This window comes from Paraburkholderia sp. UYCP14C, from assembly GCF_004197395.1.
Lineage (GTDB): Bacteria > Pseudomonadota > Gammaproteobacteria > Burkholderiales > Burkholderiaceae > Paraburkholderia.
The window spans coordinates 138,665-164,047 of sequence record NZ_SELS01000010.1; the positions used below are offsets into that span (position 1 = coordinate 138,665).

Annotated in this window: 23 protein-coding genes and 2 tRNA genes; 10 read left to right on the forward strand and 15 right to left on the reverse strand. The window is 65.0% G+C overall.

The window, feature by feature from the left end:
- Nucleotides 1-20: 20 nt before the first annotated feature.
- Together phoB and phoR are read left to right on the forward strand one after the other, a co-directional pair.
- Nucleotides 21-722 carry a phosphate regulon transcriptional regulator PhoB gene (phoB, locus tag EVC45_RS12155; RefSeq protein WP_008922879.1) on the forward strand — a complete coding sequence of 234 codons (702 nt, stop codon included), beginning with the start codon at nt 21-23 and terminating at the stop codon, nt 720-722.
- Between the two features lie 75 nt (nt 723-797).
- Nucleotides 798-2,111 (forward strand): phosphate regulon sensor histidine kinase PhoR, encoded by a 1,314-nt coding sequence (phoR, locus tag EVC45_RS12160; RefSeq protein WP_129958225.1) that lies wholly within the window; start codon nt 798-800, stop codon nt 2,109-2,111.
- A 116-nt stretch (nt 2,112-2,227) separates the two neighbouring features.
- Here phoR and ppk1 read toward each other — a convergent pair whose 3' ends face one another.
- On the reverse strand, nt 2,228-4,291 hold the full coding sequence (gene ppk1, locus EVC45_RS12165; protein WP_129958279.1) for a polyphosphate kinase 1: 2,064 nt from the start codon (nt 4,289-4,291) through the stop codon (nt 2,228-2,230).
- Between the two features lie 204 nt (nt 4,292-4,495).
- Between ppk1 and ppx the strand changes: the two genes are divergently transcribed.
- Nucleotides 4,496-6,148, forward strand: coding sequence for an exopolyphosphatase (gene ppx, locus EVC45_RS12170; protein WP_129958226.1), 1,653 nt, complete (start codon nt 4,496-4,498; stop codon nt 6,146-6,148).
- 96 nt (nt 6,149-6,244) lie between these two features.
- On the opposite strand, the gene EVC45_RS12175 is transcribed toward ppx, so the two are convergent.
- The 5 genes from EVC45_RS12175 to EVC45_RS45570 form a co-directional block, all read right to left on the reverse strand.
- Nucleotides 6,245-7,057, reverse strand: coding sequence for a GNAT family N-acetyltransferase (locus tag EVC45_RS12175; RefSeq protein ID WP_129958227.1), 813 nt, complete (start codon nt 7,055-7,057; stop codon nt 6,245-6,247).
- 157 nt (nt 7,058-7,214) lie between these two features.
- Nucleotides 7,215-7,673, reverse strand: a complete 459-nt coding sequence (locus EVC45_RS12180; protein WP_129958228.1) for a histidine phosphatase family protein — start codon at nt 7,671-7,673, stop codon at nt 7,215-7,217.
- A 224-nt stretch (nt 7,674-7,897) separates the two neighbouring features.
- Nucleotides 7,898-7,974: transfer RNA gene (locus EVC45_RS12185), tRNA-Pro, on the reverse strand.
- Nucleotides 7,975-8,084: 110 nt separating this feature from the next.
- Nucleotides 8,085-8,243 carry a DUF3309 family protein gene (locus tag EVC45_RS12190; RefSeq protein ID WP_018421226.1) on the reverse strand — a complete coding sequence of 53 codons (159 nt, stop codon included), beginning with the start codon at nt 8,241-8,243 and terminating at the stop codon, nt 8,085-8,087.
- Nucleotides 8,244-8,639: 396 nt separating this feature from the next.
- A complete protein-coding gene (locus EVC45_RS45570) occupies nt 8,640-8,816 on the reverse strand; it encodes a hypothetical protein (RefSeq protein WP_168991453.1) in 177 nt (58 codons plus the stop codon).
- A 181-nt stretch (nt 8,817-8,997) separates the two neighbouring features.
- Here EVC45_RS45570 and EVC45_RS45575 point away from each other — a divergent pair, with 181 nt between their 5' ends.
- Entirely contained in the window at nt 8,998-9,165 is a 168-nt protein-coding gene (locus EVC45_RS45575; RefSeq protein WP_168991454.1) for a hypothetical protein, read from the forward strand.
- 287 nt (nt 9,166-9,452) lie between these two features.
- On the opposite strand, the gene EVC45_RS12195 is transcribed toward EVC45_RS45575, so the two are convergent.
- The 6 genes from EVC45_RS12195 to EVC45_RS12220 form a co-directional block, all read right to left on the reverse strand.
- Complete coding sequence (locus EVC45_RS12195; protein ID WP_373683015.1) at nt 9,453-10,862, reverse strand: MATE family efflux transporter; 1,410 nt, start codon at nt 10,860-10,862, stop codon at nt 9,453-9,455.
- A complete protein-coding gene (locus EVC45_RS12200; protein ID WP_129958229.1) occupies nt 10,859-11,167 on the reverse strand; it encodes a DUF2288 domain-containing protein in 309 nt (102 codons plus the stop codon). Before EVC45_RS12200 ends, EVC45_RS12195 begins: the two co-directional genes overlap by 4 nt.
- A gap of 814 nt (nt 11,168-11,981) precedes the next feature.
- Complete coding sequence (locus EVC45_RS45580) at nt 11,982-12,164, reverse strand: hypothetical protein (protein ID WP_168991455.1); 183 nt, start codon at nt 12,162-12,164, stop codon at nt 11,982-11,984.
- A 12-nt stretch (nt 12,165-12,176) separates the two neighbouring features.
- A complete protein-coding gene (locus EVC45_RS12210) occupies nt 12,177-12,503 on the reverse strand; it encodes a hypothetical protein (RefSeq protein WP_129958231.1) in 327 nt (108 codons plus the stop codon).
- Nucleotides 12,504-12,597: 94 nt separating this feature from the next.
- Nucleotides 12,598-13,317 (reverse strand): peptidoglycan DD-metalloendopeptidase family protein, encoded by a 720-nt coding sequence (locus EVC45_RS12215; RefSeq protein ID WP_129958232.1) that lies wholly within the window; start codon nt 13,315-13,317, stop codon nt 12,598-12,600.
- A gap of 160 nt (nt 13,318-13,477) precedes the next feature.
- Nucleotides 13,478-14,386: an aldose epimerase gene (locus tag EVC45_RS12220; protein ID WP_129958233.1), complete on the reverse strand. Its 909-nt coding sequence runs from the start codon at nt 14,384-14,386 to the stop codon at nt 13,478-13,480.
- 587 nt (nt 14,387-14,973) lie between these two features.
- Here EVC45_RS12220 and EVC45_RS12230 point away from each other — a divergent pair.
- Nucleotides 14,974-15,804 (forward strand): undecaprenyl-diphosphate phosphatase, encoded by an 831-nt coding sequence (locus EVC45_RS12230; RefSeq protein ID WP_129958235.1) that lies wholly within the window; start codon nt 14,974-14,976, stop codon nt 15,802-15,804.
- A gap of 119 nt (nt 15,805-15,923) precedes the next feature.
- Nucleotides 15,924-16,000: transfer RNA gene (locus EVC45_RS12235), tRNA-Arg, on the forward strand.
- 71 nt (nt 16,001-16,071) lie between these two features.
- On the opposite strand, the gene EVC45_RS12240 is transcribed toward EVC45_RS12235, so the two are convergent.
- Entirely contained in the window at nt 16,072-17,580 is a 1,509-nt protein-coding gene (locus EVC45_RS12240) for an amidohydrolase family protein (RefSeq protein ID WP_129958236.1), read from the reverse strand.
- 260 nt (nt 17,581-17,840) lie between these two features.
- Between EVC45_RS12240 and EVC45_RS12245 the strand changes: the two genes are divergently transcribed.
- The 3 genes from EVC45_RS12245 to EVC45_RS12255 all read left to right on the forward strand — a co-directional run bounded on the left by EVC45_RS12245 (nt 17,841) and on the right by EVC45_RS12255 (nt 20,413).
- The gene (locus tag EVC45_RS12245) at nt 17,841-19,406 is read left to right on the forward strand and encodes a methyl-accepting chemotaxis protein (protein ID WP_129958237.1); all 1,566 of its coding nucleotides are present in this window, start codon (nt 17,841-17,843) and stop codon (nt 19,404-19,406) included.
- Between the two features lie 127 nt (nt 19,407-19,533).
- Nucleotides 19,534-19,917 carry a hypothetical protein gene (locus EVC45_RS12250; RefSeq protein ID WP_129958238.1) on the forward strand — a complete coding sequence of 128 codons (384 nt, stop codon included), beginning with the start codon at nt 19,534-19,536 and terminating at the stop codon, nt 19,915-19,917.
- Between the two features lie 46 nt (nt 19,918-19,963).
- Complete coding sequence (locus tag EVC45_RS12255; protein ID WP_129958239.1) at nt 19,964-20,413, forward strand: NUDIX hydrolase; 450 nt, start codon at nt 19,964-19,966, stop codon at nt 20,411-20,413.
- Between the two features lie 16 nt (nt 20,414-20,429).
- Here the strand turns inward: EVC45_RS12255 and EVC45_RS12260 are convergent, their stop codons facing one another.
- Together EVC45_RS12260 and EVC45_RS12265 are read right to left on the reverse strand one after the other, a co-directional pair.
- Nucleotides 20,430-21,323 carry a transporter substrate-binding domain-containing protein gene (locus EVC45_RS12260; protein ID WP_248295102.1) on the reverse strand — a complete coding sequence of 298 codons (894 nt, stop codon included), beginning with the start codon at nt 21,321-21,323 and terminating at the stop codon, nt 20,430-20,432.
- Nucleotides 21,324-21,514: 191 nt separating this feature from the next.
- Nucleotides 21,515-23,224 (reverse strand): glutamine--tRNA ligase/YqeY domain fusion protein, encoded by a 1,710-nt coding sequence (locus EVC45_RS12265; RefSeq protein ID WP_129958241.1) that lies wholly within the window; start codon nt 23,222-23,224, stop codon nt 21,515-21,517.
- A gap of 350 nt (nt 23,225-23,574) precedes the next feature.
- Here EVC45_RS12265 and ggt point away from each other — a divergent pair, with 350 nt between their 5' ends.
- Nucleotides 23,575-25,380: a gamma-glutamyltransferase gene (gene ggt / locus EVC45_RS12270; RefSeq protein ID WP_129958242.1), complete on the forward strand. Its 1,806-nt coding sequence runs from the start codon at nt 23,575-23,577 to the stop codon at nt 25,378-25,380.
- Nucleotides 25,381-25,383: the final 3 nt, after the last annotated feature.

Sequence of the window (25,383 nt, forward strand, 5' to 3'; positions counted from 1 at the left end):
GATAAGGAACAGAGGTGCCGATGCCCAGCAGCATTCTCGTCATTGAAGATGAGCCCGCCATTTCCGAACTGATTTCGGTCAATCTTCAACACGCCGGGCACTGCCCGATTCGCGCGTACAACGCAGAGCAGGCGCACAACCTGATCAGCGACGTGCTGCCCGATCTCGTGCTGCTCGACTGGATGTTGCCGGGCAAATCGGGTATTTCGTTCGCGCGCGATCTGCGTAACAACGAGCGTACCAAGCACATCCCGATCATCATGCTGACCGCTCGCGGCGACGAGCAGGACAAGGTGCTCGGCCTCGAGATCGGCGCCGACGACTACGTGACCAAGCCGTTCTCGCCGAAGGAACTGATGGCGCGCATCAAGGCGGTGCTACGCCGCCGCGCGCCGCAGCTGACCGAAGACGTGGTCGCGATCAACGGCCTGAAGCTCGATCCGGCCACGCACCGCGTCGCCGCGCATGCGGAAGGCAGCGAGATCAAGCTCGATCTCGGCCCGACCGAATTCCGTCTGCTGCACTTCTTCATGACTCACCCGGAGCGCGTGCACAGCCGCACGCAACTGCTCGACCAGGTGTGGGGCGATCACGTGTTCGTCGAGGAGCGTACCGTCGACGTGCATATCAAGCGTCTGCGCGCGGCACTCAAGCCGGCCGGGTGCGATGCTATGATTGAAACGGTACGCGGCAGCGGCTACCGGCTGGCGAAGAGCGCCTGATAGCCGTCGGCGGCGCACTGCGCTGTGCCGCCGCACCTCCTTCCTGCGCTGTATTTTCTCTTCGATCGCCAGACCATGAACATCATCTGGGCGCGCTCCATCGTGTCGGTCGTGCTGCTTGCTGTTCTGTGCGCGGTGGTCGGCGCACTGGTGAACGTCAAGGCAGGGCTCGCTCTCGCCATCGTCATGCTGCTCGCGCAGAGCATCTTCAGTACCTTCCACAAGCAGCGTCTGTGGCGTCTGCTCGACGCGCCGGTGTACGGCGAAGTGCCGAGCGCCCCCGGCATCTGGGGCGAAATCTACTACCGTCTGCACAAGCTCGCGAAGCGCTGGCACGCGCAGGTGCGCCAGGTCGAGCAGCAGCATTCGCGTTTCATCCAGGCGATCCAGGCGTCGCCGAACGGCGTCGCGATGCTCGACGATCACGATCAGATCGAGTGGTGCAACGCGATTTCCGAGAGCCACTTCGGGCTCGATGCGAAGCGCGATCTGCGTCAGCACATCACGCATCTGGTGCGTCATCCGGATTTCGTGCGCTATCTGAACTCGCATCGGTACGAGGAAATGCTGATCATGCGCGGCATGGGCGACAAACGCCAGAACGTGCTGTCGGTGCAGGTGTTTCCGTATGGCGACAATCGCAAGCTGGTGCTGTCGCAGGACATCACCGAGCTCGAGCGCACCGATGCGATGCGGCGTGACTTCGTCGCCAACGTGTCGCACGAATTGAAAACGCCGCTCACCGTGCTGTCCGGTTTTCTCGAGACGATGCGCGAGCTGCCGTTGGGCGAAGCCGAGCGCGCGCGTTATCTCGATCTGATGGAGCAGCAGGCGTCGCGCATGCGTCACATCGTCAGCGATCTGCTCGTGCTCGCGACGCTCGAAGGCGACAACAAGCCGCCGAGCGATCAGATGATCGACATGCGCGCGGTGTTGCGGCATCTGCACGACGACGCGCAAAGCCTGTCGAGCGATCATCACAGGATCGTCTTCGATGCCGACGAAGCGTTGACCGTCACCGGCGTCGAAACCGAGATTCTCAGCGCGTTCGGCAACCTGGTGACGAACGCGATCCGCTATACGCCGGACGGCGGCTCGATCAAGGTGAGCTGGCGCGCGCAGGGCGGCCATGCGGTGTTCTCGGTCGCCGATAGCGGCCTCGGCATTCCGGCGGCCGATATTCCGCGGCTCACCGAGCGCTTCTATCGCGTCGATCGCAGCCGTTCGCGCGACACGGGCGGCACCGGGCTCGGTCTCGCGATCGTCAAGCACGTACTGCAACGGCACGATGCGCAACTCGACGTGAAGAGCGAAGAAGGGCGCGGCAGCACGTTCACGGTGCGCTTCCCGGTGTACCGGTCGGCGCGCTGTCAAACCGCGCAGGTTTGAACGCGGCAGTCGTCCGAGCGGTCGACCCGTAAAAGAACCGCCTGAGAAGGCGGTTTTTTTATGCGCGGTCATTTTGAGGTGCTCACGGTCGCGGCGAGCACCCGCAATGCGAGCGACTACGTGCAGAACTTGCCGAGCAGACTCATCTGCGCATTGCGCGACGCCTTGCCCGGCCGGCGCCGGCGATAGTGACCGTCGCTCTGCATCAACCAGGCCGACTGGTTGTCGCCGAGAAACGCCGACAGCCCTTCCGCGATCACGCGCCGCTTCAGGCGCCGGTTGTTGACCGGGAAGGCGACTTCGACGCGTCGGAACAGATTGCGATCCATCCAGTCGGCGCTCGACAGATAGACCTGCTCGCGGCCGCCGTCGTAGAAGTAGTAGATGCGATGGTGTTCGAGAAAGCGCCCGACGATCGAGCGCACCGTGATGTTCTCGGAGAGTCCTTGCACGCCAGGCTGCAGCGAGCAAACGCCGCGCACGATCAGATCGATCTTCACGCCGGCCTGCGATGCTTCGTACAGCTCGGCGATCACCGTCGGTTCCAGCAGCGCGTTCATCTTCGCGACGATGCGCGCCTTCTTGCCCGCGCGTGCATGCTCGGCTTCCTTGCGGATCGCGTCGACGAGTTTCGGATGCAGCGTGAACGGCGATTGCCACAGCTCGTGCAGCTTCAGCTCGCCGCCGATCCCGGTCAGCTGCTGGAACACGTGGTGCACGTCCTCGCAGATCTTCTGATCGGCGGTCATCAGACCGAAGTCGGTATAGAGACGCGCGGTGCGCGGGTGATAGTTGCCGGTGCCGAGGTGCACGTAGCGCTTGAGCGTCGACTTGCCGCCCGCCGATACGCGTCGCACGATCAGCATCATCTTCGCGTGGCACTTGTGGCCGACCACGCCGTAGACCACATGCGCGCCGACCGCTTCGAGCTGCGATGCCCAGTTGATGTTGGTTTCCTCGTCGAAGCGGGCGAGCAGCTCGACCACCACCGTGACTTCCTTGCCGTTGCGCGCGGCCTGCATCAGCGCGTCCATCAGCGGCGAGTCGGTGCCGGTGCGGTAGATGGTCTGCTTGATCGCGACCACGTTCGGGTCCTTGGCTGCCTGCAGCAGCAGCTCGAGCACCGGCTGGAAGCTCTCGTACGGATGATGCAGCAGCACGTCGCCCTGATCGATCACGTCGAACATGCTCGTGGCGTTCGCGATCTGCGGCGGTGTCGACGGAATATGCGGCACGAACTTCAGATCCGGCCGGTCGACCATCTCGGGCAGCTGCATCAGCCGCACCAGATTGACGGGGCCATTCACGTAGTAGCAGTCCTTGTTCGACAGACCGCTTTCGTCGAGCAGGCGCCGCACCACATGCGCGGGCGTCTCCGCCGACACTTCGAGCCGCACCGCATTGCCCAGATGCCGCGCCGGCAGTTCGCCCTGCAACGCGACGCGCAGATTGGTGATTTCGTCTTCATCGACGAACAGTTCGCTATTGCGCGTGATCCGAAACTGGTTGCAGCTGCGCACGACGAGGTTCGGAAACAGCTCGCCGACGAAGCGTTGCAGGAGCGAGCTCAGCAGCACGAAGCCATGCGGATAGCCCGACAGCTCCTGCGGCATGCGCACGAGGCGCGGCAGCGCGCGCGGCGCCTGCACGATGCCCATCATCGCCTGGCGGCCGAACGCATCCTTGCCTTCGAGCTCGACGACGAAGTTCAGGCTCTTGTTCAGCACGCGCGGAAACGGATGCGCGGGATCGAGACCGATCGGCGTCAACACCGGCAGCAGCTCGTCGAAGAAGTAGTTGCGCGCCCATTCGGTCTGCGCGTCGCTCCAGGCTTCGGTGCCGTGGAAATAGATGCCTTCCTGTTCAAGCGCGGTCAGCACCGTGTCGTGCAGCATCGTGTACTGGCGATGCACGAGCTTCTGCGCACGCTCGACCACGAGGTCGTACACGTGCTGCAGCGACATGCCGTCCGGCGACAATGCGCCGGGATTGTCGCGCATCTGTTCCTGGAGCCCGGCCATGCGGACTTCGAAGAATTCGTCGAGGTTGCTGCTGGTGATGCAGATGAAGCGGAGGCGTTCGAGCAGGGGGACGGCGGGATCGGCGGCTTGCGCCAACACGCGCTCGTTGAAACCCAGAATGCCCAGTTCGCGATTCAATAAGGGATAGCGGACGGACATCGGCGGCGAGATTGGAATGTCTGAAATGGAGACGGAAAGACGCTCGGAAATTCTCACGATTTGATGACGTCCTGATGACATCGACGGTGTTTTTTAGATTTTATGCCGCAATCGTCGCCTGTCGTCAATATGACTCGTTACCTATGCGACGATACGAAACTCCCTGCGCCGCGAGGTGGCACCGTGAAGGCTGCTACGCTTAGAATGGCGTCTTTGAACAGTGCCGCCGGCCGCGACGCGCATCATGCGCCGAAGGCGCCGGGCAGGCGCGCGGCGCTGCCAGCGGCCGCCGCCACGCCCGTGGCCGCAGCCGCCGCGCTCGCGCGCATGGAGTACGCTTACCCGATGGCCAATATTCCTCATCTCCTCGCCGCCGTCGACCTCGGTTCGAACAGCTTCCGGCTCATCGTGGGCCGGGTCGAGGAAACCGACGCGGGCAGCCAGATCTATCAGGTCGACGCCTTGCGCGAGCCGGTGCGCCTCGCGGCCGGGCTGTCGAGCGACAAGATGCTCGATCGCGCCTCGCAGGTGCGTGGCTGGGATGCGCTGAAGCGCTTCGGCGAGCGCCTGCGCGATTTTCACCCCGACCACGTGCGCGCGGTCGCGACCAATACGCTGCGCATCGCGAAGAATGCGGGCGAGTTTCTCGGCGAGGCGCAAGCCGCGCTTGGTTTTCCGATCGAAGTGATCGCGGGTCGCGAGGAAGCGCGCCTGATTTATGCGGGCGCCGCGCACTCGGTGCCGGCGAGCGCGGGCAAGCGGCTGGTCGTCGATATTGGCGGCGGTTCGACGGAATTCATCATCGGCTCGCACTACACGCCGATCACGATGGAGAGCCTGTATATCGGCTGCGTGAGCCATAGCCGGACGTTTTTCCCGGCTGGCAACGTCGACGAGTACACGATGCGCCAGGCCGAGCTCGCCGCGCGCCGCGAAATCCAGATCATTTCCGCCGAATACAAGAAAACCGGCTGGGAGCAGGCGATCGGCTCGTCCGGCACCGCCCGCGCGCTCGCCGAACTGGTCGAAGCGAACAATTTCAACGATGCGGGGGTCACGCACGGCATTTCGCGCGGCGGCCTCGAGCGGCTCAAGCGCGCGCTGATCAAGGCCGAAAACGTGAACCGGTTGAAACTGATCGCGCTGAAGAGCGACCGCGTGCCGGTGCTCGCGGGCGGCCTGTCGATCATGATCGCGGTGTTCGACGAACTGGGCGTCGACTATGTCGACACCACCGACGGCGCGCTGCGCCTCGGGGTCATGTACGACCTGCTCGGTCGTTCGCAGCACGAGGACATGCGCACGGTGACGGTCGAGGGCTTCATGCGCCGTTATGGCGTCGATCGCCCGCAGGCGGGGCGTATCGGCGATCTGTCGACGAGCTTCTACGACCAGTTCATTGAACCGGACGAAGAGCGCCGCGAGGAAAACCGCATGTTCATCGGCTGGGCGGCGTCGCTGCATGAAATCGGGCTGTCGATCTCGCATAGCGCATATCACAAGCATTCCGCATATATCGCCAGCAACGCCGACATGCCTGGCTTTTCGCGCACCGACCAGGCGCGCCTCGCCGCGCTCGTGCTCGGCCATGCGGGCAAGCTCGGCAAACTGTCGCAGACGCGCGACGTCGAATGGCCACTGCTGTTCTGTCTGCGGCTCGCGGCGTTGCTGTGCCGCCGACGCGCGGACGTCGGCCTGCCGGGCATCACGGTTGCCCAGGCGAACGGCGGCTACGAGGTGCGGTTGCCGAACGAGTGGGTCGGCAACAATCCGTTGACGGACTACAGCCTGATCCAGGAGGCGGCGGAATGGGAGAAAGTCGGGATTCCCTATCGCGTCGTTTATACGGACGATTGACGCGACGCGGATCGACGCACGTTTCGATCCGCAGTGTGTGCGTGAACAAAAAAAGCCCTGCAAATGCAGGGCTTTTTCGTTATCCGGTGGCGCAATTTAGCGCGGCAACGCATCACCGAGGAAGTGCCGCGCGTAGCGCGCGTTGATCTCCGACAGACGGAACAGCGTCAGGAAGTCCGCGGTATTGAAGTCGGGGTCCCATGCCGGCGCGCCGCAAATCTTCGCGCCGAGACGCAGATAGCCCTTCACGAGCGGCGGCGGCGCGACGGCGGCGCCGGTCTGCAGTTCGTCGACCGGCAGCGGCGTATGCGGGAACGCGCGATATTCGGGTGCGGTCAGCGCGTTGTCGCGCAGCGAGCAATACAGGTTCGCCGCGTAGTGGCCGCCGTCGGCCATCGCGACGCTCGCGCAGCCGAGCATCGTCTCGTAGCCGTTGTGCTTCATGTACGCGGCGAGCCCCGCCCACAGCGACATGATCACCGAGCCGCTGCGATAGTCGGGATGCACGCACGAGCGGCCGACCTCGACCATCTTCGCGCGCAGATGCGTGAGACGCGACACGTCGAATTCGCTTTCCGCATACAGACGGCCGATGCGCGCAGCCTGATGCGGCGGCAGCGCGCGATACGTACCGACTACTTTCAACGTGTCGAGATCTCGCACCAGCAAATGATCGCAGTACGAATCGAATGCATCGACGTCGAGGCCCGCGGGGCCGCTGAGGCGCGCGCCCATTTCGTCGGCGAAGACGCGATAGCGTAGACGCTGCGCTTCACGCAGCTCTTCGTCGGTACGCGCCCACGACACTTGCAGGCGATGCTGCGCGGTGACCGTTTCCTCGGCGCGCGGCAGACGGCGCGATTCGAAAAGCGAGGCGAAGGGCAGGGTGGGCGTCGGCAGTTCTCGCATTGGCTGTCCTGGTCGAAAAGAGTGAGGATTTCTTTTTTCGCCAATGTAGTAACGCGCGGTGACGCTCGCATGGCAAAGCCGTGACGATTGGATGACTGCCCGTAAGCCCTCGCGTGTGTGCCTGTAATGTCGGGGGGGCGCCGCGGGATGCGCGCGCTCAGATCAGATCGGGGCTGATGGCGGCGCGCAACACTGCCTCGTCTTCGCCATTGCGCTCGCGGCTCTCGATCCACCAGATGCCCGCTTTTTTCAGCGGCCAGCTCGCGCGGCTGTCGCCGAGCAGTTGCGCGGCGACGTGACCGAGCGTCGGTTGGTGGCCGACGATCACCACGGTCTGCGCGATGCCGCCGGGCCAGCCGGCCGCTTCGAGGACGTCGTTCGCGCTCGCGTTCGGCGCCAGTTCGCGCACGACGCGATACTGGTCGCTCAACGTCTCGGCGGTCTGGATCGTGCGCACAGCGGGGCTCGCGAGTACGACCGCATCGTCGGGCAGGCGGGAGCGCAGCCATTTCGCGACGTTCTGCGCCTGCTTGCGGCCGCGCGTGGTGAGCGCGCGGGAGAGATCGCTCGCGGCGACATCTTCGGCTTCGGCGTGACGCCAGAGGATCAGGTCCATGGGAGTCTCCTTGATGAGCGGCTTGGGATGGCGTTGCGGCGAGTTTGCGTTCGGTTTGACGCGTCTTCGCGGCGAGGTACGTGCTCAAGCACTGTCGCATGCACGGGTGATGATTTGCAAGGCGAGTGCCTGACGAATCGGAATGTCGGCGTTCGGGGGAACGCGAGCCCAAAAGCAAAAAACCCGCGAAGCCGGAGGCTACGCGGGTTTCGTACTGCTTTTCGTGGTCGGAGCGAAAGGATTCGAACCTTCGACCCTCTGATCCCAAATCAGATGCGCTACCAGGCTGCGCTACGCTCCGACGAGTCCGAGAGTATAGGGGGTGCGGACTGGAGCGTCAATCCCTCGGCGGCGTCGACCGTATTGGCCATGCCGTTCACCGCATCGCGCTCGCGCTGGCCTCGCGCAGAGCTATATGCGCCCCATCAACAGCAGAATGATCACGATGATCAGCACGACGCCGACGAGTCCAGTCGGCCGATAGCCCCAGCCGCTGCTATACGGCCAGCTGGGCAACGCACCGATCAGCAGCAGGATGAGCACGATTAGGAGGATGGTTCCGACGGTCATGGCGTTCTCCTTGTTGAAGGGGCCGCGAATTCGCAGGCCGCATCGTCACGCTGGTTTGGCGCATGCGCGCCGCGACAATTGACGCGCGTATCGCGCGCCTGTTGCTGGATCGGAACCAGCAAGGCATGTGCCCATCAGCTATGAAGATTGACGCAGCGAGTGTCTGGTCGAAGGCGCAAAAGAACCGCGTGGCGCCGGGAAGCGTCGTGGTTCGAGGTGATGTGTCCAAAGAACTGGAAGGGGCGTTGCGCACGTCCAGCGGACGTCGGCCAGCGCGGCGCGTTCATGCGCCGCAACGCCCGTCACCGCGCCATGGAGGGGACGCGCGACCGAGGCACCGCGACATGTCGGTGCCGCTACCACAGGCCATTCGGCCCGGGTCGATGATTACCCGCATCAATGCCTTGGACGCCTCCAATGCGGCATATGCAGATGCTGGTGGGTCCAGTGATGCAGCATGCCTTCGCCGTCATGTTCACGCCGGTAGGTTCGCGATTCGAAAATCGACAACGCCACCAGTACGATCAGGCCTATGGCGAGCCCAATCAGGCCCGCGATCGATTCACCGTCCATGGCAGTCTCCGGTAGGTTCAGCCATGGACCCATAGTAGCGCAGGTCCGGCGAAATCTCACGAAATGGAGCGAGCGACGCACGAGCGCGCGTGACGGCGTCGCTCAGCGTGCTTTGCGGTTAGACTCTCGGCGCGCCGGCGGACGTCCGTCCGCCAATCCTTTGTCCCGGAGACGATGCAAAATGACCCGCGTTCTGACTCTTGCCTTGCTGTTGTGCGCCGGCGTCGCCGGCTGTGCGGACAATCCGTCCGCGCATCACGGCAGCCCGCCACACGATCCCGCCGACTACCACGGCGTTCCTACCGACGATCGGCCGCCCACGATGGTGCCCGCGCCCGACGCACAGTGAGCGCTCGTTCAGCGAAGAGGGAAGAGTGGAGCCCGCGGTGACGCTGGGCAACGAAAGCGCCAGCAACGCGAAACCGGCATCGAAGTGAAAACGACCGACAAAGGGCATGGAGAAGGCGAAGCACCGGCGCGGGCACGCCGGCACTTCTGACCCGCGCCGACTGTTCGCGCGGAGAGCACGGGCTGAAAGCATTCTAGGACGCGCTCGTTATGCGATATGTATGCGCTTGTTTCAAGCCGTAACGGTCTGTCGAGCGCCGAACCGCCCACCTGGCGCGGCGCACCCCACTACGCCGCCGCAATCCCCCGCGACACGCCCGGCAGGTAACGCGCGAGCGTCACGCCTCGCGTAGCCATGAAAATCAGCAGCGCGATCCACAGCCCGTGATTGCCGTGCCATGCGAGCAATGCCGACGACGCCGCCACGAACACCGCGAGCGAAACCACCATCGCCGCCATCAGCTCGCGCGTGCGCGTCGCGCCGATGAACACGCCGTCGAGCAGGAAGCCCCACACTGAGATCACCGGCGACAGCGCCGCCCACGGCAGATAGGTTTCGGCCGCGGCACGCACAGCGGCCTGATCGGTCAGTCCCTCGATGATCCACGCACCCGCGCCCCAGTACACGAGCGAGAACCCGATCGCGCCTAACGCCGACCACAGCGCGGTGACCTTGACCGCCTGCGCGAACGCGTGACGATCGCGCGCGCCGATTGCCGCGCCGACCAGCGCCTCGGCCGCATGCGCGAAGCCGTCGAGCCCGTACGCCATGAAGGTCTGGAAATTGAGCAGCAACGCGTTCGCGGCGAGCGTCGCGTCGCCTTGCCGCGCGCCGAGATGCGCGAACCAGCCGAACGACGATAGCAGGCACAGCGTGCGCACGAAGATGTCGCGATTGAGCACGACGAGTCGCTTCAGCGCGGTGCCGTCGAACAAGGCGGCGCGACTCAGCGCGGGCAGGCCACGCGGCCTGCCGTGCCACAGCAGCGCGAGGCCGAGCGCGAAACCGAGCGCGTCGGCGGTTGCGGTGGCCGCGCCGATGCCGGCCACGCCCCAATGAAACGCGTACACGTACAGCAACACCGCGACGATGTTCACGCTGTTGATGAACACCTGCGACAGCAGCGCGAGCCGCACCCGCTGCGTGCCGAGCAGCCAGCCGAGCACCACGTAGTTGCCGAGCGCGAGCGGCGCGGCCCAGATGCGCGCGTGGCAATAGACCTGCGCGTGCCGCTGCACGGCGTCGCTGCCGCCGATCGCCCGCAGCGCGTAGTCGATCAACGGCTGCTGCACGAGCAGCACCAGCGCGCCGATCGCGGCCGCCATCAGCAGTGCGCGCACGACGGTGTTGCGCAGCTCGTCGCTGCGGTCCGCCCCGTGCGCCTGCGCGACGAGGCCGGTCGTGCCCATGCGCAGGAAGCCGAAGCCCCAGAACACGAAGTTGAAGAAGAGCCCGCCGAGCGCGACGCCGCCGAGGTACGAAGCGCTGTCCAGATGACCGGCGACGGCGGTATCGACCGCGCCGAGGATCGGCTGCGTCAGATTCGCGAGGACGATCGGGAACGCGAGCGCAAGCACCCGGCGATGCCAGCGCACCGGCAGTGCGGGCGCGTCGGCCGCGTGTGCAGCGGTTCCGGAAGGCGCGGCGGCCGGCGTCCCGGCTTCGGGCGTCCCGGCTCCGGGCGCCCCGTCGCTCAAGAGCGCTCCTGCACGCAGACCCACGGCGAGACGACGACCGCCCACAGCTCCGGGTCGCGCGCGGCGAAATCGGCGGCGGTCTCCGACTGCACGCGCTCGACGAGGCCGGAGGACAACCATTGCGCGACCTGGGTGGTGTCGTCGTTGGCGATCGCTTCGGCGACGCTCACGAGATCGAGGTCGCGCGCGACGCGCAGGAGTATGCCGCGCGCAAAGAAACGTTCGAGTTCGCTCCAGCCTATCTTGGCGGTTTCGCCGAGCAGCTTCGCGTAGAGGGGGCTTTGGGAGGCGTCGTTGGAAGTCATCGTAGGCGGGGTCGGACGGGGTCGTCACTATAAACCATTGGGGCGGACCGGCGGGCCGCGCGGCGGCCTTGCGCAACGCGCCGGGCGGTCTTTTACGCAGCGCCGGACTGAGTCGGATTCTGAACCTGGATGCCCGCGGATTCAACGACGATGGGACGCGAGCCGTACCGTCCATCAGCGTCACCATTAATCGTCCGAATATTCAAAGTTCAAACCGGTTTTTAATGCGGTTTCAAAATTGTCGGTAGAATTGTCAATGTTAAATGCTTCCCTATTTGCGAATTTGTTGTGAAGAAATATCGACGCATATTCGGAAGTGAGGCTGCGACTAATCGATGCGTTGCGTGCGTTTCCGCACCAAAGCAATATTCCCGGGCAAAACCGGCCTTATTGCCGAATGAGTTAGTGTTATTCGGCCAGACGTCTTTCCTCTGCTGTTTTCGCGAGACTTACGGCCGATCGCCCTGGAACATTGGCTGGTGCGATGCTCGCGCATTCCAGTTCGGATCACTTTGCGTATTGCGTATCTCAATCACGGCGCATTAAGCCGGTCTCATTCCGACATTTCCGATTCACGGATTGCGTAATCCGTACGCCGTGTAACATTGACCGCAAAATTAATGGATTGCGCTTGTAAATGCAGATTGTTAGATTTCGTTCTGGCGCATGGTGAACCGGTCCTTTGCCGATATGCGCCGAACCCCCGTTAGCCCGGCTTCGTGCCGGGCTTTTTTTTGAATGGACTTACGTGGATGTTTTGAGCTGCCGCAGCGATCTTCACCGCCAATTCACATACGCATCCGATGATGGCGGATTATTTTTTCGGCGCGAGGCTCATGAACTGGGTGATCATCTTCGTCGGCGTGTGGGTGATCGCGCTCGTTTTGTTGCTGCTCTTCGCCGCGCGCATCGATCCGCGCTCGGGGCGCTGGCGACGCCGCCAGGTGGCGACGCCAAGCGGCGACGCGATCCGGCTGGGTGGCCGCGCGGGCCGCATCGCGCGCCGCCTTTACTGCTTGCAGCGAATGACCATCGAACGGTTTTTCACGTTAGCACCGAAAATCCCGCCGACCGTGCCGCCCGACGTCCCGCCGTTGTCGACGTCTTTCGAAATCACGTCGTAGCCGTAGTTGCCGCAGGTTTCGCCCGCGCGCTTGTAGCACTCGGCCCAGCTCGTGCTGGCGTCGCTGCCGCTGCAATTGATCGCGAAGCCGGTGTCGCCACTCGGCAGATAGGTCATCGTGGTCGTGGTCGAGCAGCCGCCGAGGCCGCCGAGCGTCAGCAGGCCAAGACTGATCGCTGCAGCCGTCGCGACGCGCGCCAATGGGCTTTTCATTTCTGACTCCTTGCAAATAGCGGAAGGGCGTGGCGCGCAGCCACGTCGCTTCGAATTGAGCGTTGGTAGCACGGCGGGTTCCCGCGCCCGTCGCCTAGCGCGGCGGCAGTTCCTTCGACGGATCGATCGAGCGGCCCTGGTAGCGAAGCTCGAAGTGCAGCATCACGCGATCGGTATCGGTGTCGCCCATCTCGGCGATTTTCTGGCCGCGCTTGACCGATTCGCCTTCCTTCACGAACAGCGCGCGATTATGCGCGTAAGCGGTCAGGTAGTCCGCGTCGTGCTTGAGGATCAGCAGATTGCCGTAGCCGCGCAGGCCGTTGCCCGCATAGACGACGGTACCGGGCGCCGCCGCGACGATGGGCGTGCCGGCCGCCGCGGAAATATCAATACCCTTCGAGTTGCCGCCGTCGAAACGGCGGAACACGGTGCCGTCGGCCGGCCATACCAGCGAGATCGACGCAGGCGCGGTGGCCGGCGCCGAGTCGGCGGGCGCAGGTCGCGGCGCAGTCGACGCGCCAGCGCTTGCGGTGGCGTTGCCACCGCCGCTGCGGATCGCGCCGCCCGTCGACGCCGCCCCGGCTGGCGGCGCGACACGCAGCACCTGGCCCACCTCGATGCTGTCGGGATTGGTCAGGTTGTTCCAACGCGCGATGTTCTGCACCGATTGCCGGTTGCCGCGCGCGATTTTCGACAGCGTGTCGCCCCGTTCGACCCGGTAGTATCCCGGCCCCACCGGCGCCGAGCCGCACGCGGCGAGCAGCGCGAGCAACGCCGCGCAGCCGAGTCGTTTGATTGTTGTGGTTTCCAGCATTGGACCTCGCAAAGCGCTGCCGCGCGCCGATCCCGATCACGCGGCACAGACAGACAAAGCGTTCGATTCTAACGGTTTTGTGTTGCGCCCCCGGGGAGGGGGCGCGGCGGTGGGCGACCGCTTCGAGCGGTTCGAGCGGTTCGCCGCCGGCGCCAGCGTCTCAGCTGGTCTTCTCGACGGTGATGCGCAGTGCCGCCGTTTCGGTCTGACCCGGCTCGAGCCAGCGCAAACCCCGGCCGTTATGGATCGCATCGGGCAGCCCAAGCCACGGCTCCACGCAGTAAAAGTCCGACTGCGGCGTCTCGGTCCACGTCGTCACCGAGTACCAGGGCACCGAGCCCGGCCGCTGCAGATCGATCGTGATCACGCGGTTGATGCCAGGCGCGTCGACCCGCACCGGCCGATCCGGCGTGCCGATCAGGCAATGGAAGCGGTCGTAGATGCGGTCTTCGTCGAGCGTGTAGCTCGCTTCGCCCGGCTCGGCGGGGCTGATCGAGCCGTCCTCGAGCTGACGGCAGCGCTCGGTGCGCGGCAGCTCGAGCGTCGTCTGCGCGCGCTGCGTATGCGGCAGCGTGAAGTAGAAGTGATGGCCGGCGTAGTAGGGCAGGCGCGTGTCGCCGGTATTGGTGGTGGTGAGCGTCACGTCGAGCGTGCGCGGATCGACCAGTTCGTAGGCGGCCTCGAAGCGAAAGCCGAACGGATAAAAGCCGCGGGTCGCTTCGCTGTCGGTCAGGACCATGCGCAGCCCGGCGCCATGCACGTCGGCGTGGGGCTCGAACGGCAGGTCGCGCGCGAAGCCGTGCATCGGCAGCTCGCGCACGGTGCCCTGCGCGTCACGCCAATAGCCGATCTTGCCGTCGACGCGGTGACGGCCGAGAAACGGAAACAGCAGCGGATTGCCGCCGCGAATCCGCGCGGGCACGCTCCAGTCGGCGTGCTCGGGCCAGTGAATCACCTCTTCGCCGTCGATCGTCCATGACAGCAGACGGCCGCCGGCCTGCGGCGAAAAGCGGAGCACGGAGGCGTCCTGGGCGATCTCGAGAATGTCCTGTTCCGGGGAGAGGGGCATGGTCAATAGGTAGCCAGATAGAGGTTGAGGGTCGCGCAAAGCTGCCGTGGGGCTGGCCGCTGCGCCTGCACCGAAGCGGCGTTTTGCGCCACTCGCCGCGACTGCGTCACGCGCGGCGAAACCGCGATTTTGCGCTGCTTTACGCTACGGGGAAACCCTTCCCGGGAAATTGCGGGTGTCGGAAAAGCGCGAATCCTAACGATAATCCGTCTGCGCGTCCGGTCAATCCGACTCCCGGGCGAATCGGCTCAGGAGGCATCATGGATCTCGCAATGGCAATGGCAGTGGCATTGTTCGGTATATTCACAGCTAGCACGTACTTCTTCTTCCACTCGCTTAAGCGCTGATCCCGCCGGTTTCATTCCCCGTCTTTCGCAGCACGCGCGCGACGAATCCGCCGCCCGCTTTCTTGCTCACGTGTGACAACTGTGTCGAGTTGTGACGCGGCGCGTCAATATTTCCCCGAATGTGGCCTAACCGCTTGGCGCCGACTTTGCAGCCAGGCATAATCGGTGCGCTTTTTCACGCGCCGTTCTCCTTTTGTGCGGCGCGCAGTTTCCTGACACTTTGCTTACAAGGACCGCCGCGTGAACCTCTCGTTTCTGATTTTTCTGAGCGTATTGCAAGGCGTTACCGAACTGTTTCCGGTAAGCAGCCTCGGCCACACGCTGCTCGTGCCCGCGGTGTTCGGCATGCATATCGATAAGCATGCGCCGCAACTGCTGCCGTTCCTCGTCGCGCTACACCTCGGCACCGCGTTCGCGCTGCTGTGGTACTTCCGCGAGCGCTGGTGCGCGCTGGTGCGCGGTTTCTTCGCGTCGCTCGGCGGCCGCCGCAACGACGACGGTCACATGATGTGGGCGTTGATCATCGGTACCATTCCCGCGGGTCTCGTCGGTCTCGTGCTGGAAAAACGCCTCGAGGCGCTTTTTCACGATCTGCGGATCGTCGCGATTGCGTTGATCGTCAACGGCGGGCTGCTGTGGTTCGGCGACCGTCTGCAACGCGCTCGCGCGCATCAGGCGCCGGAAAAGCTGACGTTTCGCCAGGCGTTCTTCGTCGGCCTCGCGCAGATCGGCGCGCTGATTCCGGGCTTCTCGCGCAGCGGTCTGACGATGATCGCCGGCAATGCGGCCGGCCTCACCACCGAGAAAGCCGCCGAGTTTTCGTTTTTGCTCGGCACGCCGATCATTTTCGCGGCTGGCGTACTCGAACTGCCGAAGCTGCTTCAAGCGCCGAGCCAGCTTGTCGACGCGGTGCTCGGCGGCGTGCTGACCGCGATCGCGGCGTACCTGAGCGTGCGTTTCCTGATGCGCTATTTCGAAGGCCGCGGACGTCTCGCGTCGTTCGGCGTGTACTGCGCGATCGCCGGTATCGTGTTCCTCGGCTGGTTCCTGCTGCATCCGCAACCGGTCTGAGCGGCCGGGTCGATCGGTTATAATCCGGGCCCGGTTGGTTGCAGGTCAGTTAGAATTTTAGTTTGTGGCAAATCGGGCGGCTCGCTGCGAGTGCCGGTTGTATGCAGATATCGATCCATACGGCAGTAGCTCAGCTGGATAGAGCATCGGCCTTCTAAGCCGAGGGTCGGGGGTTCGAGCCCCTCCTGCCGTACCAGAATCATCGAAGGGTTACAGGCCTCGCGCCTGTAACCCTTTTTTTTACTGTCGTTTCGCGCCTCGCGCTGATCAGTTGAACGCCACGTCCAGCGTGTTCTTGTAGATCCGCCCATCTTTCATGATGACCGCGAGGTTGCTGCCCGGATCGGCGAGCAGCTGAATGTTGGCGAGCGGGTCGCCTCTGACGATCAGCAGGTCCGCGAGCGCACCCTCCTCGATTACGCCGAGCTTGCCGGGGTAGGGGTTGCGTGGCCCCGCCATCGCGAGCAGTTCCGCATTGGTGCTCGTCGCCATCGTCAGCACGTCGGCGGCTTCGTACCAGCGCGTCATCTTCGCGAGCTGGGCGCCCTGGCGCGTCGCGAGCTTCGCGTCGAATAGCGTATCGGTGCCCCACGCGGTCTTCAGACCGTGTTTCTTCGCGAGCGCGTAGGCGGTATCCGTGCCATTCGACATCTCGATCTGCTTCGCGCGGCTAGGCGATCCCGCAGGAAAGAAGATCGCGTCCTCGTCGTCGAGAAACGGTTGCAGGCTGAGCCAGATGCCTTCGCCGGCGAGCAGCCTGGCGGTTTCCTCGTTCATCAGCTGGCCGTGCTCGATGCAGCGCACGCCGCCGCGCACCGCGGTCTGGATCGCGCGCGGCATGTACGCGTGCACGGCCACGTAGGTGCCCCAGTTTTCGGCGGCGTCGACGGCCGCGCGAAACTCGGCCTCCGTGTATTGCGACACGTCGAGCGGGTCGTAGCTGGACGCGACGCCGCCGCCGGCCGCGAGCTTCAACTGACTCGCGCCGAGCATCAGCTGCTCGCGCGCGCGTTTGAGAATCTCGGATGTGCCGTCGGCGATCGCGCCTGCGCCCAGCACCTCGCCGCGCGAAGGCGACTGCCCCGGATACGACGGAACCTCGAACGCCATGCGAAAGTCGCCGTGCCCCGAGGTCTGCGAGATCATCGCGCCCGACGGCCAGATGCGCGGCCCCGGCATCATGCCGATGTCGATGGCCTTCTTCAGCGAAAACGCCGGACCGGCCATGTCGCGGATGCTCGTGAAGCCTCGCATCAGCATGCGTTCGGCTTCGCTCGCCGCGGCGAGGTGGATGAAGCCGATGTCGGCGACCATCAGCTGGGGCATCGACAGCGAGGCCATCATGATGTGCGCGTGCGCATCGATGAGACCCGGCATCAGCGTATGTCCGCTGCCGTTCACCACCTGCATGCCGTCTAGGGTCTGGCCGTCGTCGGGTTCGACCGCGGCGATCCGGTTGCCGTCGACGATCACGCGATAGCCGCTCTTCAGCGTTTTGCTCTTGCCGTCGAAGAGACGAAGGTTCGTGAACACGACGCGCAGCGGTTGGGTCTTCGAGCCGGCCGAGGCGCCGGGCTGCGGGGCGGCCGCAGAGCTGGCCAGGATGCCGTGAGGGGCGAGCGGAGAGGGGTGACTGAAAGACGGCTCGATCGACCGATCGGGCGCCTCGTGGTGCAGTTGATCGAGACGCGCGTTGAGCCGCAGAAAGGACGGACTGTGGCAGATACATCCCCAGCCGGCGGCGCGTGCGTGAGCTTGCGATGCTTGCATTTCCATTCGAGACTCCAGGGCTCAAAAGGGGGCGCGGCCGCCGACACAATGCGGCGCCGGGACAGACGTTCATCATGCAATCGACGCATCTTAGCAGCATGTTTTGGCGGCGCGATAGCCGATGCGCGCGTGTCCGCGGCTGCCTCGCGTGCCGTGTCGGGCCGTCATCGCACCGCTCGCTTCGGGTGTTTCCCGACTCAGGAAATCGCGCTCGACGCCGTTAATTCGACAGAACCGTCTGACGCGCCGTGATTGGAGGAACCCGCGTGAACCGACTCAGCCTCAACACCAAACTCTGGCTCGCGCTGCTGATTACGTGGCTCGGCCTGCTCGGCCTCGGCGGCTGGGCCGCGTGGCAGTCGCGCGCGACGATGCTCGCCGAGCGCAAGTCGGCCGTGCAGAACGTCGTCGAGAGCGCGTACGGCATCGTCGCCGACTACGCGCAGCGCGCCGACCAGCACGAGCTCACGCCCGAACAGGCGCGGCAGCAGGCACTGGCGCGCCTGTCCGCGATGCGCTATCCGGGCAGCGGCTACATGATCGTGTCGACCGCCACGCCGGTCGTGATCATGCATCCGGTGCTCGCCGATCTGCGCAACAAGGACGTCTCTCACTACGCGGACAGCGACGGCAAGCTGCTGTTCGTCGAGATGGTCAAGGTCGCCCAGGCGCAGGGTCAGGGCTTCGTCGATTACATGGGGCGGCTCGCCGGCAACAACGAGCGCGTGCCGAAGATCAGCTTCGTGAAGCGCTTTGCGGCGTGGGACTGGTATCTGATTTCGGGCGTCTACGTGAACGACATCGACGCTGCGTTCCGCGCCGACCTGTTGCGCTATCTGCTGACGATCCTCGTGATCGGCAGCTTCAGCACCCTCGCGCTCGTGCTGATCATCCGCAACGTGAAGCGCAGCCTCGGCGGCGAGCCGGCCTATGCGGCAAGCGTCGCGGAGACCATCGCCGACGGCGATCTGTCGTGCCCGGTCGCGCTCGCCGGCGACGATCAGCAGAGCATGCTGTTCGCGATGCAGCGCATGCAAAGCCGCCTCGCCGACGCGATCCGGCGCATTCGCGGCGGCACCGAAACGATCACCGTCGCGGCCGAAGAGATCGCCGCGGGCAATCTCGATCTGTCGGCGCGAACCGAACAGCAGGCCTCGTCGCTCGGCGAAACGGCCGCGAGCATGGAGCAGCTGACGGCGACCGTCAAGCAGAACGCCGACAACGCGCTGCAGGCCAATCGGATGGCGCGCTCCGCGTCGCAGCTCGCGGGCGAGGGCGGCGAGGCCGTGCAGCACGTGGTCGCGAACATGCAGAGCATCGCGGCGAGCTCGGCGCGGGTGGTCGATATCATCGGCGTGATCGAGAGCATCGCGTTTCAGACCAACATCCTCGCGCTGAACGCGGCTGTCGAAGCCGCGCGCGCCGGCGAGGAGGGCCGCGGCTTCGCGGTCGTCGCGGGCGAAGTGCGCAATCTCGCGCGCCGCAGCGCCGATGCGGCCAAGGAGATCAAGACGCTGATCGAGGATTCGGTCGCGCGCGTCGGCAGCGGCAAGGCGCTCGTCGAGAAAGCGGGCGGCACGATGGAGTCGCTCGTCGATGCGGTGAAGCGCGTGACCGACATCATCAGCGAGATTTCCGCCGCATCCGACGAGCAGAGCCGCGGCATCGAGCAGGTCAATCTCGCGATCGCGCAGATGGACGAGACCACCCAGCAGAACGCGGCGATGGTCGAGCAGGCGGCGGCCGCCGCGCAGTCGATGCAGGAACAGGCGCAGATGCTGCGCGACGTCGTCAACATGTTCCGCCTGCAAGGGACGACCGCCGCGCGTTGAGGGCCGCGCGTTTAGGGGCGCCCGAGGACGCGCTGCCTGCCGAAGTGTGCATGCTATGCTTTTGAGGTCAGGATCAAGAGCCGCCGGGCGCCGTTGCGCGCGGTGCACACTTCGAGGAGAGTCCTTCATGTCGATGCGAACCCGTGTGCTATTCCACCTCAGTGCCGCCGGGCTGCTGCTCGGCGCGGCGGTCGGCGCCCAAGCGGCGAACCTCGCCTTTCTGAACGACACGCCGATCACCTACATGCATCAGCGCGACAACGACTCGATCAAGCAGGCGGTCATGAGCGCACTCAACGACAGGAAGGACGGCGACAGCTTCACCTGGGTCAACGACGGCACCGGCAACAGCGTGAGGATCGACGCGAACATCACGATGGACAGCACCTCGACCGACGGTGGGCGCACCTGCCGCACCCTCGGGGTCGTCCTCAGTGCGAAAGGGCAATCGATGAATCTGCGTCCGAACTTCTGCAAGGTGGGCGGCGCCTGGCAGCTGCAGAAGCGTTGAGCATGCGCGAGTGCGGCGACGGGAGTGTTTGCAGTGAGGCTGTCCGATGAGCCCGCGTATCGTCTCCTGCGGGATCGTGCTGCTCGATCCCGACGGACGCGTGCTGCTCGCGCACGCGACCGAAACGACGCACTGGGACATCCCGAAAGGACATGGCGAAGAGGGTGAGGTGCCCCACGTGACCGCGCTGCGCGAGCTGGTCGAGGAAACCGGCATCGCGCTCGAGGCCGATCGGCTGAAGGATCTCGGTCTGTTCGTCTACCGGCGCGACAAGGACCTGCATCTGTTCGCGGCGCGCGCGGGCGCCGGCGAGTTCGACCTGAGCAGGTGCACCTGCACGTCGCTGTTCCCGCGCCGCTCGGACGGCACGCTGATCCCCGAAATGGACGCCTACCGCTGGGCGTCGATCGATGAAATCCCGCGCTATGCGAGCCATAGTCTGACGCGGCTCTTCGAGACGACGCTGTCGCTCGCGGAGCTGCACCGGTCGCTATAGACGGCGCGCGCCGTTCTCAATCGAGCGCGCGGTCGTTCGGATGCGCGAACAACGCGCGGTTCTGCTCCGACAGCGGGTAATTGACGTTGATGCCCTGCGGCGGAATCGGCTGCGTGAACCACTGCCGGTATAGACGCTCGGCGTCGCCGGACGTCTGCGAACGCGCGATCACGCGATTCACGAGCGCGCGGAACGGCTCGTCGCCCTTGCGGAACATGCACGCATACACCTCGTAGCCGAGCGGCGTACCGGTCACGATGAAATCGTCGGGATGCGGGTCGGTCGCCTTGAAACCGTAGACGATCGGCTCGTCCATCACGAACGCCACCGCGCGACCGTCCTTCATCGCGTCGAAGGCCTCCTGATGATCGCGCACGCTCATGATGCGCATGTTCAGTTGCTTCTCGCTATTAAGGCGGCGCAGCAGGCGTTCGTCGGACGTGGCCGCGGTCGTCACGACCGGCTTGCCGGCCAGATCGGAAAAATCGGTAATCCCGCTGTTCTTGCGCGTGATCATGCGCACCGCGTACTGGAAAAAGCTGTTCGAAAACGCGGCGACGTTTTCGCGCTCGACCGTGTGCGTGGTCGAGCCGCATTCGAGGTCGATCTGGTTGTTCATCAGCATCGGCGTGCGGTTCGACGACGTCACCGTGACTTCGTGAACCCGCAGTTGCGGCATGCCGAGTGTTTTGCGGATCTCGTCGACGATCTGCAGCGCGATCGTCTGCGAGTAGCCGACCGTGCGCGTGCCGTCGAAGTACGAGAACGGGATCGACGCTTCGCGCACGCCGAGCACGACCACGCCGTCGTCGTGGATCTTTCTCAGCGTGCCGGTCAGCTCGTCCGCGCGGGCGGGGCCGGCGAACGCGACCACGCCGCAGGCGGCCAGTGCCAGCAGCACGCGTTGCATGCCGCGCAGCAGACGCGGCATGTGGGGGCTCTGCGCGACGCGAAGCGTAACCTCAGACCTTTCCCCGCGGCGGTCTGCAACCATCATCGGACCTCCCGGACCGGCGCGCCCAGGCGAGCGCGCAGTGTGTGTCGATCGAACATCCTGCAAACCGGATGCGCCGGCAACGCCGGGCCGTCGCTGACGCGAGCTCAGGCCGGCTTGCCCCAACTGTCGCGCAGACTGACGATGCGGTTGAATACGGGCTTACCCGGCTTCGAATCGACGCGGTCGGCAACGAAGTAGCCATGGCGCTCGAACTGGTAGCGCTGCTCCGGCAGCGCATGGTGCGCGCCGGTTTCGAGGTAGGCCTGGACCACGCGCTTCGAGTCCGGATTCAGCGCTTCGAGGAAGTCGCGCCCGCCGGCGTCCGGTTGCGGTTCCTTGAACAGCCGGTCGTAGATGCGCACTTCCGCCGGGCACGCGGCCGCCGCGCTGACCCAGTGGATGTTGCCCTTGACCTTGTAGTTGTTCGCGCCTTCGGTGCCCGATTTGCTGTCCGGGAAGTAGTTGCAATGCACCGCGACGATATTGCCGTTCTCGTCCTTGTCCGCGTGCGTGCACTCGATCACGTAGCCGTAGCGCAGGCGTACCTTGTTGCCCGGGAACAGGCGGAAGTAGCCCTTCGGCGGCGTCTCCGTGAAGTCATCGCGCTCGATCCACAGCTCGCGCGAAATCGGGAACTCGCGCAGGCCCTGTTCCGGGTGATGCGGATGCACCGGTGCGTGGCACGGCTCGGTGAGGCGTTCAGGGAAGTTGTCGATGATCAGCTTGACCGGATCGAGCACGGCGGCGATGCGCGGCGCCTTATCGTCCAGATCGTCGCGCAGCGCGCCTTCGAACACGCTCATGTCGATCCACGAGTCGACCTTGGTCACGCCGATACGCTCGCAGAACAGCTGGATCGATTCGGGCGTGAAGCCACGCCGGCGCACGCCGACGATGGTCGGCATGCGCGGGTCGTCCCAGCCTTCCACATGGCCTTCGGTTACCAGTTGCAGCAGCTTGCGCTTGCTGGTGATCGCATAGGTCAGGTTCAGGCGCGAAAACTCGATTTGCTGCGGCAGCGGACGCTTGAAGATGCCGGCTTCGGCGAGCTCGTTGAGGATCCAGTCGTACAACGGCCGATGGTCTTCGAACTCGAGCGTGCACAGCGAATGCGTGATGTTTTCCAGCGCGTCCGAGATGCAGTGCGTGTAGTCGTACATCGGGTACACGCACCACGCGTCGCCGGTGCGGTAGTGATGCGCGAAGCGGATCCGGTAGATGACCGGGTCGCGCATGTTGAAGTTCGGCGACGCCATGTCGATCTTCGCGCGCAGCACGTGCTCGCCTTCCTTGAACTCGCCCGCCTTCATGCGGCGGAACAGGTCGAGGTTTTCCTCGGCCGAACGCTCGCGGAAACGCGACGGCGTGCCGACTTCGGTGGCCGAGCCGCGGTTCGCGCGGATTTCCTCGGCCGACTGGCTGTCCACGTACGCCTTGCCGCGCTGGATCAGCAGCTCCGCGAACTCGTACAGCTTGTCGTAGTAGTCGCTCGCGTAGTACAGATGCTCGGTGCGGTTCTTTTCCCATTCGAAGCCGAGCCAGCGCACCGAGTCGATGATCGACTCGACGTACTCGACGCTTTCCTTCTCCGGATTGGTGTCGTCGAAGCGCAGATGGCACACGCCGCCGTAGCTGCGCGCGACGCCGAAGTTCAGGCAGATGCTTTTCGCGTGACCGATGTGCAGATAGCCGTTCGGCTCCGGCGGGAAGCGCGTTTCGACGCGCTGGCTCCATTTGCCGGTGCGGTTGTCGTCGTCGATGATGTTGCGGATGAAATTGGATGCCGCGGGCGCGTCGTTGCGTTCGGTATTCATGCGAGAAGATGAGAGTCCGTTGGGGCGCGCGATGCGCCCGCTTAGCCGTCAATTCTACCTGACGAGGCGGTTCGCGGCAGGCGCTTGCGGCGCGCAGCCAACGGCGGGGCGGGTTTGGGCGCGGATGCCGGCGTCGGACGAGCAGGCGCGCGGGGCTGTAACAGGAGGTAAAACGGGTTGGCGACGCGCGACGCAGCGACTTAGGATGCGCTGCTGCGCGAGTCCCACGCGCCTGCGCTGGGCCTTCGCGCGGGCGGGCCTGCCCGAGCCGCCCACGCCGTCCTTCATCTTCTTGCACGAGGCTCTGTTGCTCGTGCGTCATGCTCGCCTCGTTGCCGGAGTTTTCACGGATGTCCGTCCCGACGCACGGCGCGTTCCGCGCGCCTTTCGCCTGCGCTTCGGCTAATGCCCGTTGTTCCTGCCGTACCCGTCGCGTGCTGGCTTCGGCCTGGTTTGCCGCGCTCGCGGTGAGCGTGGCCGCGCCGCTGTCCGCCGCCGCGAAAACGCCCGCGCCGAAGCCGGCGCTCGATGCGTCGGCAGTCGCCGCGCCGGATCGCTACAGCGCCGACACTGCGCAGCAGATCTTCGCCGCAGGCGGCAACGCGGTCGATGCCGCGGTCGCGATGGCCTTCACGCTCGCCGTTACACGGCCCGATGCTGGCAACCTCGGCGGCGGCGGTTTCATGACGCTATTGGTCGACGGCAAGCCGTATTTTCTCGACTATCGCGAGCGCGCGCCGCAGCGGGCGACCCGCGACATGTACCTCGACGACAAAGGCAACGTGGTGCCGGGCATGAGCACGATTGGTCATCGCGCGGTGGCCGTGCCGGGCACCGTCGATGGCATGTGGGAAGCGCAGCGGCGCTTCGGCAAGCTCAAATGGAAGCAGGTGCTGGCACCCGCGATCCATTACGCGACCGATGGCTTCCAGGCCGATGCGCGGCTGCAGCAGCGGCGCGACGCGGCCGCGAAGAGTTTCGCCGGCAAGACCAATTTCGACGCGTATTTCTCGAGCCTGAAGGCGGGCGCGACGCTGCGCCAGCCGGAACTCGCGCAGACGCTCGGGCGGATCGCGAGCGACGGCGGCCGCGAGTTCTACGAGGGCCGCACCGCCCAGATGATCGCCGCGCAGATGTACGGCCACGGCCTGATCACCAGCCAGGATCTGAGCCAGTACAAGGCGCTGTGGCGCGAGCCGCTCGTCGCCGACTGGCATGGCTACCGCGTGATCACTGCGCCGCCGCCGGGCTCGGGCGGCATCGGGTTGATCCAGATGCTGAAGATGAGGGCCGATCTGCAGCCGGCGTTCGACGGTCTCGCGCTAAATTCGGCGCCGTACATCCATCTGATCGCGCAGATCGAGGATCGGGTGTTCGCGGACCGGCAGAGCCATATCGGCGACCCGGACGCGGCGCCGGTGCCGGTCGCGAAGCTGATCGGCGACGCCTACCTCGCGCAGCGCGCAGCCGAAGTCAAAGCCGCCGAAGCGCCGGTCACGGAGCAGGTGAAGCCCGCTGTCGACAGCGCCGCATCGGCGGAGAAGGCGCAAACCACGCATTTCTCGGTGGTCGACAAGTGGGGCAACGCGGTATCGAACACCTACACACTGAACGGCGATTTCGGCTCAGGCGTGGTGGTGGACGGCGGCGGGTTTCTGCTGAACGATGCGATGGACGATTTCGTGACCAGGCCGGCCAGCGCCGGCGCGACGGGCGCGTCGGGCGCGGCCTCGACACCAGGCGCCCCTGATGCCGAGCCGAACACGATCGCGCCGGGCCGCCGCCCAATTGCGTCGATGACGCCCACACTGCTGCTGAAGGACGGCAAGATCGCACTCGCGATCGGCACGCCGGGCGGCTCGCGGATCCTGACGACGATCTTCCAGGTCATGACGAATCTGTACGACTTCGACATGCCGCCGACGGACGCGCTCGCCGCGATGCGTTTCCATCATCAGTTGCTGCCGCAAAAGACGATCTACTTCGAGCCATACCATCCCGCGCCGGATGAGCTCGCCGCGCAGCTGAAGGCGCTCGGCTACACGGTCGAGCAGCAGTCGTTCAACGGCGACGTGCAGATGATCCGCGTGGACGGCACGACACCCGAGCCCGAGAGCGATCCCCGTGGTGGCGGCGTGGCACGCGTGATACGGTAGACG